Origin of the sequence: Photobacterium sagamiensis, assembly GCF_050337085.1 — a bacterium.
Classification (GTDB): domain Bacteria; phylum Pseudomonadota; class Gammaproteobacteria; order Enterobacterales; family Vibrionaceae; genus Photobacterium; species Photobacterium sagamiensis.
On the sequence record NZ_JAKJSP010000007.1, the window covers coordinates 1 to 13,871 of the forward strand.

Here is a 13,871-nt window from a genome sequence, read left to right on the forward strand (position 1 = left end):
CTCCATCGGTAGTTTTCGTCTACGAATAGTCGCAACTCCAGCTTGATTCAAGCCTTGTTCGATAAGAGCAGGATCGAGAACATCAGCAAGACTTTGAAAGTCAGTACGGCTGTTAAGGGAAACGGAGGCAAGAGCATCTGAAAGTTGCATAAAAAAATCCGGAATCATTAACTGATTCCGGATTATGTCAGCCTCATAGGATCGTTCAACTGATCCTTAACTGATCGGCATTAGGCCACCGGGCAACTAATTTATCGTATGGGTGAAGGTGAGCAACGCCTTTGATTTCCCTGTAGTCACTAGAAGCCCTCAATATTCGAGGGCTTCTAGGGCCTAAAAATTATTGATTTGACTCATTACATGGGAATTCATGCCACCATCACAAGGGATAGTTGTTCCTCGTATCCAATCACTCTCTTCATTAGCAAGAAAACAGATTGCGTGAGCTATATCATTTGCACTACCAGCACGACCCATGAGTGCCATATCATCATCTGCGCGTTCGCCAAGAGTTGCTAAAAAATCACCCAAAACGGGAGTATCTACTGGACCTGGACTAACGGCATTGATACGAATATTGCGATCACGCCAGGTCCAACGATTTTGCATAGTCCAAACTGAAATAATTTCTTTTCCAAAGAAGTAACTTCTTTCATCTGTGATTGAATTTTCCTCTATATATTGATCTATATTTTCAAAATTTACGCTAGATAAAAAACTTTTAATTTCAGGTATTGAATTGGGCCAACCGACACCAGCAAGAGAGGTAACATTAACAATAGAGGCTTTGGTGTTCATTTTTTTTATTAGCCCCTCCGTTAGTTTTATTAATGCTAATACATTAACAGTCAGTACAACTTTCGCTCCTATTGTTGGGGGAACACCAGCTATGTTGCATAGGCCATCAATTCCATCTGGTACTGAATTGATGGCTGCTTCTATCGACTCTGGTCTCATCAGATCAACTCTAATAAACAGATCATTTTCTACAGTTGGTTCGTTTCTATCCATTGCGATAACTTTAGCTCCCGATGCTTTTAGCATCTTCGCAGTTTCTTGACCAATGCCCGAAGCAGCACCAGTAACAACAATGGTTTTATTTTCAAACGACATATAAGTTACTCCTGTTACAAATGTGTGGTTATTTCTATCGGATTACTACTTTTACTAGACAAAAAGTGAAACAAATAAGTATTTGCTATGAAATCGGAAATAAATGGCTATCCAAAATCGCCTCATATAACTAGTAAATTAAGCATTTACAAAGCTAACTTTGTTCGTTGTTTGTCAAAAGGTTAAAAGAGGATAATTAGTGATAAATAGCATCCATTTACTAACATACGCTTTACATTTGTGATTCATGTCATAGTAACTAGTGGCTATGTTCACTGACGACTTAGCAGGGGGAAGTTATAGATAATTAAGGAGGACACGACTCTTGCCCTGATGGCGGAATGGGTAGACACAAGGAATTTAAAATCCCTCGGCGTTCACGTTGTGCCTGTAATTCAGTAAACTATCCGCTGTAAAACTTTTCTCCTGTCTATTTCCTGTTCTCTGTGCAGATTTCCTGTGCTTCTCTTGTCCTCGTCCTTGTCCTGTAGTGCTGGAATTTATGTGCGAGGCTATTGGGGAGAAATAGTGTTGTATGAGCGCACTTCAAAAGTAAGTGTATTAATTGCCTGTTGTGGGAGAGTAACTAAATACCTCATACCAAGTATTAAAGCATCATTCAGAGTAAGAAAGATTAATACTGTGTGGCGGTGATGGATTCCTTTAGACGCCATCTTCTAACTCGAAAATGCCCGTGCGACGTGAAGTCGTATGAAGCGTTGTTCACCACGATAAGAGTGAACCATCTGTATCACCAGATGACCCTATGGCTCTGAATAAAGTAGCGAGCCAGACAATGTAACGAAGTCCAGTACATTACTGGGCGGGAAAAGAATCGCGAGAGGACGTTCCTCCTGACAACCACAAGTCGGGTTAGTGCTAGGGAGTCAGTATGATGAACGTATGTGAATCCATGCAAGGTGCGTTATACGAGAAGCAGCGGAAGTGGTTAATACGCTGTGGCCAAAAGGCAACGAGGGCAGGAAAGAAGTTGGGCATTGTTCTTTCGTGGTCGTTAAGCTCTCCGCACTAGAGTGGGCATCTAAACTGACATTACGCGACATACGGAACACGGTAAGCCTGTATCACTCCCTCTCGGGGGAAAGCTTTCTGCGAAGAAAGCCGATAGTGGTGCAGGTAAAGGAGGCTGGAGAAAGCCAATGCTGCATTGTAATGATGCAGATACAGAACCTGTGTCTGGCACGAAAGTGAGCCCACTTCCAGCTGGTCTCCCGTTGCAAGATGATTTGAAGAACTTTATTCAAGGAGAAATGCAAATGATGACTTCACTTGAAGTTAGTGCCTCTTCTTACAGCCATCAATAGCCATTCTTCAATAAGAATACCTTTGATAGCAAGTATTGAAGCTTCAAATGTGCATTGCAAAATCTACCTTATCGGTAGGTGGGTAACATAGTACGCCTTAGTGGAGGCTTGAGCCGTATGCAGTGAAAGTTGCACGTACGGTTCTTAGGAGGGCGGCATCTGGTAACAGATGTCGCCTATCCGACCATTATCATTCAGAGTAAAAGCTCATTCATATTCTGTTAATGGGAGTTTGCCTTATCACAAGTTATTCGAAGCGGTGTTTTTCAAGATTGTTGTCACCCATTAGCTGATTTTTATGCGGCTTTCCGCATGCGATTTTCTGGGTTTAATGTTACTGGCCCTATCGGGTTACAGTCTTGAATTTCACGAGACCAGCGTAATGGGTTCTTAGCTTTAGCTAGCCGCAGTACTTCTTTCCTTTTAACGAGTATTTCTCTATCAATACCATCATGCCGTTGGCTTGGCGTAACAAACTTGATTCGACTATGTTTATGGTCATTGTTGTACCATTCAACAAATGCCTGAACCCAGTCTCGTACCTCAGCTAAATCCTTAAACCCGTGTGAAGGCCAATTGGGTCGATACTTTAATGTTCTAAACGTTGATTCCGAGAACGGGTTGTCATTGCTCACTCTTGGCCGATTATAAGACGGCGTGATACCAAGCTCTTCCATTTTAACTTTCATTGTCACCGCTTTCATGGGCGCGCCATTATCAGAGTGCAGCACCAAGGGATGTGCTCCTTTTTTCTCTCGCCAACACGTTCGCTCAAGCAGTGTCGCGGCTTTTTCTCCGCATTCATTTTCATGAACTTCATAACCGACTATTTTACGGCTATAAATATCTTCAATCATGTAGAGATAGAAATATTGTCCTTTAATTTGAGAAGCGCAGTAGGTGATATCCCAAGACCAGACTTCATTCGCTTTTGCTGCTGTATAGGTTGTAGGTCTATGCACTTTTCTTGGTGCACGGCCTCTGCCTCGATGATGCAGCTGATTTGCTTGTTTCAGCGTTCGATAAAACGTTGAGGCTGAGGCAATATAAACATTGTTATCGAGAAGCGTCGGTACGATTTGTGACGGTGGTAAACTCGCATATTCAGGCTGATTACAGACATCAACAATCCGTTGCCGCTCAGCGTCAGACAATTTGTTCTTAGGCTCAGGYCTGATAGCCGTTGAACGCTTATCACCAGTGACGCTGCCTAATGATGACCATCGACGATAAGTCCGTAAACTTAAACCAGCCTCAGTACAARCGGCTTGTCTTCTTGCGCCAGCGGTATACGCCTCATTAATTAATGACATCAGCATGTTGCGCTCAGGTAGCCGAGTTAGCTCTCCTCGTTGTCGTCCCAGAACGCATTCAACTTTTTTCGCAATACCAATAGCGCCGCTGTTTCAGCCAGTGCTTTCTCCTTACGACGAAGTTCTCGCTTGAGTTGCTTAATTTCTTTTTTATCTGCTTGAGCCTCTTTGAGATCAGCTTTCCCTGTTGTTTTCTTTACTTGAACGCTCTGTAAAAAATCCGCTTTCCAGGCCTTAATTTGCTCTGGATATAGCCCGCTTTCACGGCAGTATTTAGCTAACTCAGATTCAGTCAACGGGGCTGTTTCAACAATTACAGCAAACTTCTTCTCAGCAGACCAGGATGTTGAATTCGACATTGCACTACCATTATTTTTTACCTGTTTTAGCCAATGATACAAGGTGTGGTACGGAATGCCTTCTTCTTGTGCAACTTCACTAACTGATCGTGATTGAGGTGGAAGAACTTTGCTTAAAACNGCCTCTTTTCTTTCTGGAGAATATAGATTCATTACAACCTAGGTTTACCGCTCCCTGTTTTAGCAATTAGATGAAAACTAAGGGGTGACAACTATCCTGACACAGGGGGATTTTCAATATCTGAACTAATGTGATGCTTGAGGGCAGCCTATCAGTTAGCAATGCTTACTAACTCCCATTTATAAGCGTTGCTCAAGATTTGGAGGGACTGGCACAGGTTCCTTTTGACGCTTGCTGTTGGTAAAAGCGTGCGTGAGACGCCAGTTCGAAAATGCCCATTTCTGAGTTGAACGTCTGTCAAAAAGCTATTGTCATGTCTCGATATTTACTACAAGGGAAGTTTAGTTTTAAAAAAGATGAATAAATACATCATTTCTTTGGAAAAATATAGATTCATCAACCATCATTGGTATGAATGTCAACCAAATGGAGATGGGTTATGGATGATTTTGACAATATTAAAAACGTGATACATCAAAAATTGAGATTTTTATTCGTCATGCTTTTTTGCGTAGCGGTGGTGGCTTGCACTTCTAAGATCGCCGAGGAAAAAGAGTTTTCAGGTTTTCTCAGTGACTACTCACAACTGAAATCTACCAAATCTTTTGAAGAGGAGGGCGCACCCGTACTTCTATGGGTAAGTCCAGTATTACCAGAACGTAGCTATACCAAGGTGATGATTGATCCAGTTGTTTTATATCCAGCACCGCAACCGGGACCACAGATTCGTTCGGAGGTGCTTACGGGTATCCAGGTCTATTTAGATAAAGCGGTCAGAGAAGAAGTTGGAAAAAAATATGAGATTGTAGATGAACGAGGAAAGGATGTTGTTCGTGTGCGCGCTGCAATAACTGGAGTAAAAACCAGCGTGGAAGATTTAGCGGCTTATGAATATATTCCTATTGCACTTGTTTTAGCCGGCGCATCAACAGCGGCTGGAACACGAGACGAATTAGTTGAAATTTTTCTAGAAGCAGAGATGATCGACAGCTTATCCGGCGAAAAGCTGGCTGCTGGGATAAGGAAAGGCTTGGGAGAACCGGTAGAAAGCGATGAAGCGCAAGTTGAATTGGAAAATGTTCGTCCTGTGCTGGATACTTGGGCTAAATCTGTTGTGAACTTTCTTGATGCAACAATTAAGTAACATCAGGAAAAGGATTGGATTGATATCTAATATCAATCCAATCAATTGGGTTTTGTAGCGGCTGTAGCGTTATTTAACAAGGATGTTTCGCAAGGGAAAAGTCATGACAAAACAACTAATAATAAGTTTGATTGTTGCGTACTCGGCCAACAGTTTAGCCCTGTCAGATTGTCAGGACGTCGTCGATGAACATGAACGACTGGCTTGTTACGACAGCTCAAACGCCAAGGTACCGACAGACTTTGATCTTGACGCTATGAATCTCTCCGAGATTACCAACTATTTTGACGAGCGGAAGCTGTTCCGATTAACTCCTCACCTGCCCAACTATATTTTGCCAGCTTCCTATAATGACAAGCCCAATGAGGAAATTTGGCAGCAGATTAAGCCCGATGCCGAAATGAACCACATGGAAGTCAAATTCCAATTCAGCGGCAAGATCAAGTTTTGGGACGATCTGTACAATGACAACTGGGATCTGTGGTTTGGATACACCCAAACCGCCTGGTGGCAGCTGTATAATTCTGACGAGTCTGCCCCTTTTCGCGAAACTAACTACAGTCCCGAGTTCTTTGCCAGCTATTACTCCGATACCAATATCCTGGGATTTACCTTGCTGGAGACGGATATAGGGTTTATTCACCAGTCCAATGGTCGGGCAGAGGCGCTTTCCCGCAGCTGGAATCGAATATATGCCAATTTTAAACTCGGCAAAGGCAATTTCTTGCTGTCGCTCCAACCCTGGTATCGCATTCCCGAGGATGACGAAGACGACGATAACCCGGATATTCATAAGTATATGGGGTACGGTAATTACCGATTGAGTTACAAAAACGAAGGACACCTCTACAGCATATTGCTACGTAATAATTTTGCCAGTGACAACAAGGGGGCGGTAGAACTCAGCTGGGCCTTCCCTGTTTATGACACGGTAAAAATCTACTTACAGTATTACAACGGGTATGGCGAAAGCCTGATTGATTATGACCACTATGTGAATCGAGCGAGCCTGGGAATTCTAATCTACGATTGGCTCTAACAGATGGCTCATTACATTAACTCCAAAATACAAATTGAAATAAATTTGAGTCTCTTTTCTCCCCAGTTTATTAATGATGTTCAGCGCAAATTCAATTACAAAACATTGTTTTCTATTTTAAGCGTAGATTCAGTTTCTTTGTGTAGAATAATCATTAACGAAACGGAATACAGCAGATAACAACTTAAATCGCTTGACTACCCATACGGCAAGTTTTCAAACAAGCTACCTATCGTGGAGAAGTAACTAAATGAAGAACGTCTTAGCATTCCTCTGTCTGTTTGTCAGTTCATTCTCACTTGCAACTACTCCCAACCCTCAAGAGACTATCGACGGTTATCAGGCGGTAGGCCAGTGTATTGAGATCATGCCAGAAGGGCACCCAGTGAGTGAATCACTGCAGGAGCAAGTACCGCAACAACCACATCAATACCAGATGGCTATAGCTGAAGGTAAGGAGCTTGTACAAGGTGCTTTTGGAGATGGTGACTATGAGTTCATAGTTGAAGCTTTGGCATACTGTACAAAGCTATACGGAGAGGTTTAACTCCTAACTCTATTTTTCTCGCCTGCTTTTCTACACAATCAACAAAGAAGATGGGGGAATCCATCTTGGGCTTTAATGATTCAATTTGATTCGTGACGCAGGTACAGAGCTTAAATCCAAAGTGCAGGAGTAAATTCTACCCAGTAATGGCATAGAACGGCCATAAAATAATGGCGATTATAATTAGATAATCGCCATTTTTGCATTTATTAGATTGCCAAGCTCGTTACTAGTGAAGATGTCAGGTCTATATCATTATGATTTCAAAACTGTTATATCAAATCCAACCTAATCTTGATTAGACCTCAACCGTCACTTCATAGCTGGTGAACTTGCGAATGTTAATCACACCGGTGTCAAAGAACAGATATTGGCCTTTGATACCTAATAGCGTTCCTTCCACAACCGGCTCTTTATCAAAGTTATGAGAGCTGATTTTGGTTGGATACTCGGTAACCGGGTAGCGAATATCTACGATTTCCTCATTAAGTCTTTCAATAGCGTCTTCACCGTATAAATCAACTAGCTCACTGATGCGCGCTTCGATTTCAGGCAATAAACGTGAAGCCTCAGCTTTTAAGTCGATAGGCTGGTTGTCACCTTTGAGCATGGCACGCCAATTGGTTTTATCTGCCACCATTTCAGCTAATGCGATTTCGACTAAACCAGAGATCTGACGCGTTTTGACTTTCAAGATAGCCAGTGCCTGAGTGGCACCCTGATCAATCCAACGTGTAGGAAGCTGAGTATGGCGGGTAATACCGACCTTTAGGGCTGATGTATTCGAAAGGTAGACATAATGGGGCACCATGCAGTTAGCAACGCCCCATTCTGGTTCACGGCAAGTCCCTTTCGCATAATGACAGGTTTCAGGCTTCATGATGCACATGTCACAGCGCGCCAGCTTCTTCATACATGGAAAACAGTGACCTTGAGAATAGCTCTTCTTGGTTTTCTTACCGCACGCATCGCAAAAAATGCTGCCTGTATGGGTCAGCGTCAGTTTTTTTCCGATCAGCGGATTAAGCGGCAATAGGCTGTCACCAACTGGTAATTGGTATTCAACAATATCGCCTAATGTTGACTTCAGTTTACTGAGTGTTCCTTGCATGACTTTACTCATTTTCTTTGCTTTTATAATGGGGTCATTTTAACAGTTATGGTTTATAAACCTCAGAAAATTGTTATACCTATTCCATTAATTATCTAACCAAGCCCTTTGCCACAATCGTTTCACGCACCTGTATTAAGCGATAATAAACACGATCGACTCCGGGATCATCATAGGGTCGTCGTGTCGCGATTCTATCAACCGGTTGGCCCTGCATAGTGGCAGTTTGCTTTGAGCGAATGATGTTCGACATAAACAGTATGAAAAGCAATCACACGATAGTGGTGAGGGTAGTCATAGTATTGCAAGAGAAAACTGAATCTAGTTTGAAGAGCTGTTAATGTTTGCTCTACAAGAATGATGTGATCTACAGTAATAGTAACCGCAATAAATCAAATGAATAAGGTGAGAGTTCGAATATGTTTGGATTAAGATCATCTGGTCGTGATGGCGCCTCTTCTGGCATTTTTCTCATTGGTTTTGGTTTGTTGTACTTGACTGGCTGGTGGTGGCCGGGTTTATTGATATTACTTGCTGTGACAGGTTTGACTGACATAATAATGAGTGGTCATTGGAAAGATGCAGCGAAAACCGCTGCAGTCTTTGTTCTTGCAGGGGGAGCGCTATGGGCACTGGTTTGGACAGGGATCATGTGGAGTATTCTGATCCCCGGCACTTTAATTGTTGCGGGTATCTTTCTGGTTTATCGCGGGCTTAAATAAATCGGTTGATTTTTGAGTATTGTGTAGCCAGTACAAACCGCGATTTTCATGAAGAATTAGATCCAGATAATCCTGATGGTAGACTAGGTGATTAAATAGAGTACGATTGTTTATAAAATCATCTTCCATTTGCTGTTCATTTATCAGAGCCATGGATTTATCTGCGACAATTTCTTTGTTTGGCTGATAAGTCCAGTTGAACATTTTGGGCTCTATAACAGCCGTGGCCAGAAAAGAGGTAGGTTCATTATACAGCGAGAGTGTTGCTACCCTAACCGATAAAGCATGATGATAATCGTTACTTTTCTCTTTAATAAAAGACATCAATGAGTAGCTTAAATTATCGTTATCGTCTCTTGAAATGTAATAATGCACTATTTTAGATTGAATGCCTGATCCGTCCAGGTAGTTCTTATAAACCTGTGCGGTAGGCTTACGAACTATTTCGGTCTGAATGATCGGATTTTCACGGTAAGTGTTTATACTTTGAGCTGCAATATTAGCAAATTCACTCCAATCGCTGAAAAGTATATTGTAGGAGAAATCTGTATTGGCAATACATTGCTGTTTCTCATCTGTCTGACACCAAGCCACAGAATAAAATGAATGACCTTTATAGGCGATTATCTTTCTATTGATAAGAGATTCTTGCTTAAGTTGCTTCATACGATCTTGGTAGAGATTTAAAACTTTTGTATTGAGATCCTCGATATCTTCATCAGAGCGCCCGATCAATGTCAGGTAATTAGCCTCGACGATCCTATTTTTGACAATATAGTTTCTTGGTGCATCGTTTTTATCCAGGCTGAACCAGGTGGCTAAACCTGCTGCTAGAGTCAGGCCGATGACAGTCAAGAATATGGCTTGTTTAGAGGCCTGATATTTGGATATTAAACTTGGTGTGGCTGGTTCCGCTAAGCTGATTTTTTCTCGCTCAAAATCATGGATCCGATAGCCAATCCGGGGCAGGGTTTCAATAACATCACCTTTTTCTATTTCCTGTAATTTTACGCGTAAAGCACGTAGTACCTGAAAAAGAGAGGCTTCAGTAACATTACGATCAGGCCATCCGGCCGTTAGCAATTCATCTTTAGTCACGGGTCGATGATGATTATCAAGCAGGTATGTCAGAATGTACTGTTCTGATTGGTTGAGTCTTTGGGTCGAATCAGATGATTTAAGAATGCAGAGGCTGGGTATGTAGCAAACGTCTGTTCGAAACTTAATCTGCTCAGTACTTGGCATCAATACCTCTAATAATTGAAGACATATAATTATACCCAAGCCACTTCAAAATGCGAGATTCAGAGCTTCCTCTGGGAACTCAATTCGAACGAAATGTGTGTAGGAATGCGCTCCCTTTCAAACACATTTTGTGAAGAAGTGATTTTCCAGAGGAACTCCCAAAGGGCGAGTTTCATTGGCTTTTATTCTGTGTTAGCCATTCTCTAAATAGAACCACTATTCACTCAAATGGCTGCCTTGACTAAAAGCCAATGAATTCTCGCTGAACTCTGCATCTTGAAGTGGCTTGGGTATATCAGGCAACACGATAATGCAAATTTAAAGAGATATCATCTAATAGTTAAATTTATCTATTTTAATACAAAAGCGAAAAATCTACGGCCTAAATATCAATCGGGACAATAGAACAGTTGAAATACGTTATTCAGCGACCACATTGTATTGTTGGGTGATAAATGACCAGGTGATAGGTGGTTTGGGTATAATATGCCAAGAGATTTACTACGGTGGTTCGATAATAAAGGGAAGTCGATGCTTCCCTTTGCACGCAGGATTATTTTTTGAAAATTTCCTGGAATTCACGCTTCATCGGAGGATTGCGGCGTGCTTGCTTCAGTTGCTTACACAGATCTTTTACACAGTTGTGCAGCACTTTATCAAGAAGAGCGGCTTTATACTGTTCCTGTTCATCTGCACTCATATGGTCCGGAAGTTCTTTATCTTGAAGCTCGCCAAGAAAATCAACACCTGAATAGCTTTGGCTAAGTGCAACGAGTGCGTGAAACTGTTCGAAGTTATCTAAAACGTTTTGCGCGCTTGCAGGCATGTTATCCCATGCTTCGCGAGAAGAGGTTTCGGAAACTTTATAAACACTAATCAGCATGTCCAGAAGTTCTTCTGGAACTTCTTCAAAAGCAACAACCTGACGAAGTTCTGGTGAACATTCTTCAAGCGAAAGTTTCATATCTTCTACGATTTGCTCGTCTATTTTTTCGTTCTCAGACATAGCCATTTCCTACAGCATTAATGATTAAGGATGGGAATCCTATAGTTCTAAAGACAAATGTCAACATATCATGTCAGAGGTCTGGTTAAATCTGAATCTTACCGATTTGCTATCTGGGTCACATTGGTCAGTCTGTGATCCTGAATAACGAGATCTGCCTGCCTTTACGCAACAAGTGTGCTATATATTATAAATAATACAAGTGTATTTATATCAATAGGATGCTTTCATGGAAGCGATGCGTATCTTACTTGTTGATGACGTTCATTTAGAGCGTATGCAGCTTGCTATGAGATTACAAAGGTTAGGACATATTGTTGAGGCTGTTGGTTCAGGTCGTGAAGCGATTGAAAAGTATCCATTGTTTGAGCCCGACCTGTTGCTACTCGATATCAGTATGCCAGTGATGAGCGGTACTGAAGTCGCTGCGCAAATTCGTATTAAGCATCCTGAATGGGTACCGATTATTTTCCTTAGTGGTCATGATGAACCTGAAATGATCGAAAAAGCGATTGATATGGGGGGCGATGACTATTTGATTAAACCCGTTAATAAGATGGTGCTCGCTTCTAAACTCAAAGCCATGCAACGTATTTCAAGTATGCGGCATCAGCTGAAAGAGGCAACGGTTAAACTGGAACAAGCCAATGAGCTATTGTCACAGCAGGTTAACGAAGACGGTCTGACTAAGCTGGCAAATCGACGTTATTTAGATGAAAAACTCGCGGAATATATTTCCTGGCACGGACGTAACAGTTTTTCGATGACCATTATCATGATCGATGTAGATCACTTCAAAGCTTATAACGATTACTATGGCCATCTGGAAGGTGACAGGTGTTTGCAAATGATATCCGGCGAATTAAAGGCATGTTACAGTCGTGCGGGTGAACTGGCAGCCCGTTATGGCGGTGAAGAGTTTGTGGTTCTGATTAGTAACTGTGATAAAACCCGTGCCGTTAAAGAATGTGAAAGACTGAAAAACTGCATTCAGAAATTCGAAATACCTCACTTGCGTTCGAACACATCACACATTGTTACCGTTAGCCAGGGTATGGTTTCCTGGATCCCAACCGGGTTGGAAACGGCAGAAAATATGTATGAAATCGTTGATAAAGTTCTTTATAAAGCCAAAGAGCAGGGGAGAAATCGATTTGTCGTTGCCGAATTCACCTAATTTGGCAAATTTCCGCATTTTCAATAAAGCTCGGTTCAATACCCTTCATAAGGCCGGTTATCTTTAACGGCCTCTAAGATCATAAAATATCATTATTATTCAATGGTGAGCTATGCTTATAGCAATTAGTATTAACAAGCTGAAATCAATAATCAGTTGTTTAATACGCTGTATTCATGATTTTAGGTGGGGGAAGCAGTATGAAACTTTTTTCTCTCTGTGTCGTTATGGTTACATTATTACTAACGGCTCCGGTCTTTGCTGATGATGTTTGGATCATCGATATTAAAGGTGGTATCGGGCCTGCAACCAGTGATTTTGTTACTCGTGAGATAGAACAGGCCCAGACGGACAAAGCATCATTCATCATTCTTAAAGTTGATACTCCCGGCGGTCTTGATACGTCTATGCGCGAAATCATTCGTGGTATCACGACTTCTTCGATCCCTGTTGCAACCTGGGTTGGGCCCGCAGGTGCCCGTGCCGCGAGTGCCGGAACCTATATTCTGCTGGCCAGTCACATCGCATCGATGGCACCGGGCACAAATTTAGGTGCAGCAACTCCGGTATCATTAACGGCGCCTGGCGGAAGTAAAGATCCTGACGAATCTGATAATCCATTCTTACCAAAAGAAAGCAAAGATAAAACTAAAGACAAAGAAGACCCCACGGCTTCTGGTGATGATGAGAGCAAAGCCTCACAGCAACCTGATACCGGCGATGAGCGTGTCAAAGCAAAAACTGCCATGGAGAAAAAGGTTATAAATGATGCTGCGGCTTATATTCAAAGTCTGGCTAAACTACATGGCCGAAATGATGTCTGGGCTGCCAAGGCGGTAAGAGAGGCGGCCAGCCTAGATTCTGAGAGTGCGTTAACTGAAAATGTGATCGATTTTCTTGCGGTAAATTTAGAACAGTTAATCGCCAAAGCGAATGGGCGCACGGTGACCATTAATGGCTTGGAGAAGAAAATTGAGTTGACCAATGTCGTTTATGTCGAACGTATACAAGATTGGCGGTTCAAGTTGTTATCAGTGATCACCAATCCGAATGTGGCCTATATTCTGATGCTTATTGGCATATACGGCCTGCTGCTGGAGTTCTATAACCCAGGCGTTGGGTTACCAGGTGTATTAGGCGGTATTTGCCTGTTATTGGCCATGTATTCTCTACAAATGTTACCAGTTAGCTATGCCGGTTTAGGTTTATTGCTGCTCGGTATTGCGTTGATGGTCGCAGAAGCGTTCAGTCCCAGCTTTGGCATTCTCGGGCTAGGGGGCGTGGTGGCTTTTGTATTAGGCTCCATTATGCTGATGGATACCGAAACCCCCGGTTATCAGATTGCATTGCCACTCATTGTTGGCCTGACTGTTGTGTCGGCGATGTTTACCTTCGTGATCCTTGCCCTGTTACTTAAAACCAGGCGAAAACCGGTTACAACGGGGACACAAGTGATGCTGGGCCATAGTGCTCAGGTACTGAGTGGTTTTCCTGGTGAAGGGCGTGTATTGGTTGAGGGGGAAGTTTGGCAGGCGCGGTGTTCAAGTTCATTGCAAGCCGGTCAGCAGGTTATTGTTAAGAATATATCTGGCTTGTGGCTGGATGTAGAAAGAAACAGTAGCAATGTAGAAAATAAACAGTAGCAATGT

The 13,871-nt window shown here is 42.3% G+C and carries 12 protein-coding genes and 1 pseudogene; 6 read left to right on the forward strand and 7 right to left on the reverse strand.

What is annotated here, in order from left to right:
• The 3 genes from L4D76_RS00680 to L4D76_RS00690 form a co-directional block, all read right to left on the reverse strand.
• Nucleotides 1-168, reverse strand: a 168-nt coding sequence (locus L4D76_RS00680; RefSeq protein WP_428439065.1) for a transposase domain-containing protein, incomplete at its 3' end; no start/stop codon positions are given.
• Nucleotides 169-333: 165 nt separating this feature from the next.
• Nucleotides 334-1,113 (reverse strand): coniferyl-alcohol dehydrogenase, encoded by a 780-nt coding sequence (locus L4D76_RS00685; RefSeq protein WP_428439011.1) that lies wholly within the window; start codon nucleotides 1,111-1,113, stop codon nucleotides 334-336.
• Between the two features lie 1,621 nt (nucleotides 1,114-2,734).
• Nucleotides 2,735-4,263, reverse strand: a protein-coding gene (locus L4D76_RS00690; RefSeq protein ID WP_428439012.1) for an IS3 family transposase whose coding sequence is annotated in 2 segments (ribosomal slippage) — nucleotides 2,735-3,813 and nucleotides 3,813-4,263 — 1,530 coding nt in all. Because the reading frame shifts where the segments join, the coding sequence is not laid out codon by codon here.
• 407 nt (nucleotides 4,264-4,670) lie between these two features.
• On the opposite strand from L4D76_RS00690, the gene L4D76_RS00695 reads away from it, so the two are divergent.
• The 3 genes from L4D76_RS00695 to L4D76_RS00705 all read left to right on the forward strand — a co-directional run bounded on the left by L4D76_RS00695 (nucleotide 4,671) and on the right by L4D76_RS00705 (nucleotide 6,961).
• Complete coding sequence (locus L4D76_RS00695; RefSeq protein ID WP_428439013.1) at nucleotides 4,671-5,375, forward strand: DUF3313 domain-containing protein; 705 nt, start codon at nucleotides 4,671-4,673, stop codon at nucleotides 5,373-5,375.
• A gap of 103 nt (nucleotides 5,376-5,478) precedes the next feature.
• A complete protein-coding gene (locus L4D76_RS00700) occupies nucleotides 5,479-6,414 on the forward strand; it encodes a phospholipase A (protein WP_428439014.1) in 936 nt (311 codons plus the stop codon).
• A 250-nt stretch (nucleotides 6,415-6,664) separates the two neighbouring features.
• Entirely contained in the window at nucleotides 6,665-6,961 is a 297-nt protein-coding gene (locus tag L4D76_RS00705) for a hypothetical protein (protein WP_428439015.1), read from the forward strand.
• Between the two features lie 298 nt (nucleotides 6,962-7,259).
• Here the strand turns inward: L4D76_RS00705 and L4D76_RS00710 are convergent, their stop codons facing one another.
• Both L4D76_RS00710 and L4D76_RS00715 read right to left on the reverse strand, forming a co-directional pair.
• Nucleotides 7,260-8,084 (reverse strand): DUF2797 domain-containing protein, encoded by an 825-nt coding sequence (locus L4D76_RS00710; RefSeq protein WP_428439016.1) that lies wholly within the window; start codon nucleotides 8,082-8,084, stop codon nucleotides 7,260-7,262.
• A gap of 94 nt (nucleotides 8,085-8,178) precedes the next feature.
• Nucleotides 8,179-8,343 (reverse strand): annotated as a pseudogene (locus L4D76_RS00715) (fatty acid cis/trans isomerase); the annotation flags it as partial.
• Nucleotides 8,344-8,491: 148 nt separating this feature from the next.
• Between L4D76_RS00715 and L4D76_RS00720 the strand changes: the two are divergent.
• Nucleotides 8,492-8,794 carry a hypothetical protein gene (locus tag L4D76_RS00720; RefSeq protein ID WP_428439017.1) on the forward strand — a complete coding sequence of 101 codons (303 nt, stop codon included), beginning with the start codon at nucleotides 8,492-8,494 and terminating at the stop codon, nucleotides 8,792-8,794.
• On the opposite strand, the gene L4D76_RS00725 is transcribed toward L4D76_RS00720, so the two are convergent.
• Nucleotides 8,750-10,039, reverse strand: coding sequence for a winged helix-turn-helix domain-containing protein (locus L4D76_RS00725; RefSeq protein WP_428439018.1), 1,290 nt, complete (start codon nucleotides 10,037-10,039; stop codon nucleotides 8,750-8,752). The genes L4D76_RS00720 and L4D76_RS00725 overlap by 45 nt on opposite strands.
• 553 nt (nucleotides 10,040-10,592) lie before the next feature.
• Nucleotides 10,593-11,045, reverse strand: a complete 453-nt coding sequence (locus L4D76_RS00730; protein WP_428439019.1) for a DUF3069 domain-containing protein — start codon at nucleotides 11,043-11,045, stop codon at nucleotides 10,593-10,595.
• A 238-nt stretch (nucleotides 11,046-11,283) separates the two neighbouring features.
• Between L4D76_RS00730 and L4D76_RS00735 the strand changes: the two genes are divergently transcribed.
• Nucleotides 11,284-12,222: a GGDEF domain-containing response regulator gene (locus L4D76_RS00735; protein ID WP_428439066.1), complete on the forward strand. Its 939-nt coding sequence runs from the start codon at nucleotides 11,284-11,286 to the stop codon at nucleotides 12,220-12,222.
• 200 nt (nucleotides 12,223-12,422) lie between these two features.
• Entirely contained in the window at nucleotides 12,423-13,865 is a 1,443-nt protein-coding gene (locus L4D76_RS00740; RefSeq protein ID WP_428439020.1) for an NfeD family protein, read from the forward strand.
• The last annotated feature ends 6 nt before the right edge of the window (nucleotides 13,866-13,871 follow it).

Bases quoted from the DNA above. Each gene is read 5' to 3' on its own strand.
- L4D76_RS00685 (WP_428439011.1), bottom strand. From the start codon at position 1,113: ATGTCGTTTGAAAATAAAACCATTGTTGTTACTGGTGCTGCTTCGGGC.
- L4D76_RS00695 (WP_428439013.1), top strand. From the start codon at position 4,671: ATGGATGATTTTGACAATATTAAAAACGTGATACATCAAAAATTGAGA.
- L4D76_RS00700 (WP_428439014.1), top strand. From the start codon at position 5,479: ATGACAAAACAACTAATAATAAGTTTGATTGTTGCGTACTCGGCCAAC.
- L4D76_RS00705 (WP_428439015.1), top strand. From the start codon at position 6,665: ATGAAGAACGTCTTAGCATTCCTCTGTCTGTTTGTCAGTTCATTCTCA.
- L4D76_RS00710 (WP_428439016.1), bottom strand. From the start codon at position 8,084: ATGAGTAAAGTCATGCAAGGAACACTCAGTAAACTGAAGTCAACATTA.
- L4D76_RS00720 (WP_428439017.1), top strand. From the start codon at position 8,492: ATGTTTGGATTAAGATCATCTGGTCGTGATGGCGCCTCTTCTGGCATT.
- L4D76_RS00725 (WP_428439018.1), bottom strand. From the start codon at position 10,039: ATGCCAAGTACTGAGCAGATTAAGTTTCGAACAGACGTTTGCTACATA.
- L4D76_RS00730 (WP_428439019.1), bottom strand. From the start codon at position 11,045: ATGTCTGAGAACGAAAAAATAGACGAGCAAATCGTAGAAGATATGAAA.
- L4D76_RS00735 (WP_428439066.1), top strand. From the start codon at position 11,284: ATGCGTATCTTACTTGTTGATGACGTTCATTTAGAGCGTATGCAGCTT.
- L4D76_RS00740 (WP_428439020.1), top strand. From the start codon at position 12,423: ATGAAACTTTTTTCTCTCTGTGTCGTTATGGTTACATTATTACTAACG.